This window comes from Streptomyces sp. NPDC007983 (assembly GCF_042958345.1).
Lineage (GTDB): Bacteria > Actinomycetota > Actinomycetes > Streptomycetales > Streptomycetaceae > Streptomyces.
Genome location: NZ_JBIBJI010000006.1, coordinates 1 through 2,944 on the forward strand (window position 1 = coordinate 1; position 2,944 = coordinate 2,944).

The following is a 2,944-nucleotide window of genomic DNA, read 5'->3' on the forward strand; positions in this document are numbered from 1 at the left end:
ACCTGGCTGCGGCGACGGAACATCCGGCACACCATCCCGGAACGGTCCGACCAGATACGCAACCGGCTCCGACGCGGCAGCCATGGCGGACGCCCGCCGACCTTCGACAAGCAGCTCTACAAACAGCGCAACGTCGTCGAACGGTGCTTCAACCGCCTCAAGCAGTGGCGCGGGATCGCCACCCGCTACGACAAGACCGCCGTGTCCTACCAAGCAGCCGTCACCCTCGCATCGCTCCTGATGTGGGCGTGACATTTGACGACAACTCCTAGGCCCCGGTGTCCTATCTCTGACCCACGGTGCAAAGTGGCCGCTACAGCCGGTGGCGCCGGGGTCTGATCCGCCTCTTCCAACATGGCCGCAAAGCGCCGCGCGTCCCGCTCGGACCTCTGCACCATCGTGAGGCCGTCCACTGTCATTATTTAGTACTCCTGGGCCCCCAGCGCAGGTCAGCTCAGGTCTGCGAGTTTCAGGCATATCTGGCAAGTAGTTGAGCGCAGTCGGGTCGATGGCCTGCGATTGCATGACGGTCAGGTCAGGAGGGTGGCGATGGCGCTGGCCACAGTGGCGGTGAGGGTGATGACCGCGGCGAAGGTGACGGCGGCGCGGGTGAGAGCGGCGGGGTAGGTGGCGCCGTCCATGCGGGCGAGCTTGCCCGCGCCGGCGGCGGCCAGCAGCGCGACGACGATCAGGAGTGCGGTGGCGAGGAGGACGACGGCGACGGTCACGGCAGACTCCCGTTACTCGGTGGGGTGTTGACGTAGACGAAGGTCGTAGGAGTGGTGTGCGCCGGGGTTCGGACGGACGAAGATGAACACCGGCGAACACATCACGGCCCGGGGGTGAGCAGGTGCGCGACGAGCAGAACGGCCACGTTCCGGCACTCACCGAACTGCGCAGGAGGCTGGATGACGGACGGGTCCGCGTGCGGCTGAACAAGACAGATCTGGCCAGACGGGCGGGGCTGGGGCGTACGACCGTGTCGGAGGCCTTCCAGACCGACGGACCGGTGCCCTCGGCGCAGACCGTGGCGGCGCTGGCCCGCGCGCTGAAGCTGCCGGTCGAGGAGTTACTGGCGCTGCAGCGGGACGCGGCCGGAGGCGGGGGCGGTGAACGGCCAGGGCCCGGCAGGTTGATCGGGGAGTGGGAACCGCACGATCTGGAGGTCCATCCAGCCGGGCACAGCAAGGTAGTTGACGGCTCGGATGCGCCCGGGACACGGGCGCTGCCCGGGTACGTGCGGCGCGACCATGACCGGCTGCTGGACGAGGCGGTGAGGGATGCGGCGGCCGGCCGCAGTCGGATCGTGGTCTTGGTGGGCACCTCGTCGACCGGGAAGACCCGGGCCTGCTGGGAAGCCGTCCAGCCGCTCTCGCAGAAGAGATGGCGGCTGTGGCATCCCTTCGACCCGACCCGGGCCGAGGCCGCCCTGGAGGACCTGCACCGTGTCCAGCCGCGCACCGTGGTGTGGCTGAACGAGGCCCAGCACTACCTTGGGAACCGGACCGCCGGTGAGCGGATCGCGGCGGCCGTGCACCACCTGCTGGTCAGCCCAGAGCGCGGGCCGGTCCTCGTGCTGGGCACACTCTGGCCCGAATACGCCCACCAGTACACGACCCTGCCCGCACCGGGCAAGGAAGATCCGCACAGCCGGGCACGGGAATTACTCTCCGGCCGCACTCTGACCGTCCCGGATTCCTTCGACGCCCGGGCCCTGGCCGCGGCGGCCGCCCTCGCCGAGGGCGGTGACCGGCTGCTGGCCGACGCCCTCACCCGCGCCCACACCGACGGGCGGGTCACCCAGGACCTGGCCGGTGCCCCCGAACTCCTCACCCGCTACCAGCACGCAAGCCCGGCCGCCAAAGCGCTGCTGGAAGCGGCGATGGACGCGCGCCGTCTCGGCGTCGGCCTCCATCTCCCGCAGGCCTTCCTCACCGACGCCGCCCCCGACTACCTCAGTCAGACCGACTACGACCAGCTCACCGACAACTGGGCCGAAGCCGCCTTCACCGAACTCGCTGAACTGGTCCACGGCAAACAAGCCCCCCTGCGCCGTACCACTCCCCGACCCCCACGACGCCCACCCACTCCCTCCACAGATGCGGCCTCGCCGTCCCCGCGGCTGGCGGGGCCGGTGTTCCGGCTCGCCGACTACCTCGAACAACACGGCCGCACCACCCGCGCACACCTGTGCCCGCCCTCCTCCTTCTGGTACGCCGCCCACGCCCGCCTCGCCCACCCCGACGACCTGGACAACCTCGCCCGGGCAGCCGAAGCCCGGCACCGCCTGCAATGGGCCCACCACCTCCAACACCGCGCTGCCGAACACGGCAGCACCGACGCCCTGGTCCGCCTGGCCGTGCGGCGGGAGGAGGCCGGGGATCGGGAGGGCGCCGAAGCCCTGGCCCGGCAGGCCGCCGACGCCGGCGAACCCCACGCCCTGAGCGAACTGGCGCTGATGCGGGACAAGGCCGGGGACCGGAAGGGCGGCGAAACTTTGGCCCTGCAGGCTGCCAACCACGGCGATGCCCTCGCCCTGATCGTTATAGTCCGGCGACGCGGGAAGGCCGGGGATCGGAGGGGCGCCAAAACCCTGGACCGGAAGGGCGCCGAAGCCCTGGCCCGGCATGCCGCCAACCACCCCGACGCCCTGCAATTCCCGGTCATACATCCGGCGCGCGCCGAAACCCCGACGGCTCGGCAGTCGCGCGAGCACCAAGACGCCCTGTACCGCCTCATGCAGCGGGAGGCGGCCGGGGACCGGGAAGGCGCCGAAACCGTCGCCCAGCAGGCCGCCGACCACGGCGACACCGACGTCCTGTGCTTCCTGGCGTTGATGCGGAAGGAGGGGGACCGGGAGGGCGCCGAAACCCTCTACCGGCAGGCCGCCGACCACGGCAACACCCGCGCCCTGTACCGCCTGGCCGAGATCCGGGAGGAGGCC

General features: G+C 70.8%; 3 protein-coding genes. 2 read left to right on the plus strand and 1 reads right to left on the minus strand.

Translation table 11 applies throughout. The features are described from left to right. The coding region (locus ACFZCY_RS19785) for a transposase (RefSeq protein ID WP_391174468.1) at window positions 1–252 on the plus strand (252 nt) is incomplete at its 5' end. Window positions 253–530: 278 nt separating this feature from the next. On the opposite strand, the gene ACFZCY_RS19790 is transcribed toward ACFZCY_RS19785, so the two are convergent. Beyond that, window positions 531–728 carry a hypothetical protein gene (locus tag ACFZCY_RS19790; RefSeq protein ID WP_391174471.1) on the minus strand — a complete coding sequence of 66 codons (198 nt, stop codon included), beginning with the start codon at window positions 726–728 and terminating at the stop codon, window positions 531–533. A 122-nt stretch (window positions 729–850) separates the two neighbouring features. Between ACFZCY_RS19790 and ACFZCY_RS19795 the strand changes: the two genes are divergently transcribed. Further along, a partial coding sequence (locus ACFZCY_RS19795) for a helix-turn-helix domain-containing protein (RefSeq protein WP_391174473.1) occupies window positions 851–2,944 on the plus strand: 2,094 nt, incomplete at its 3' end.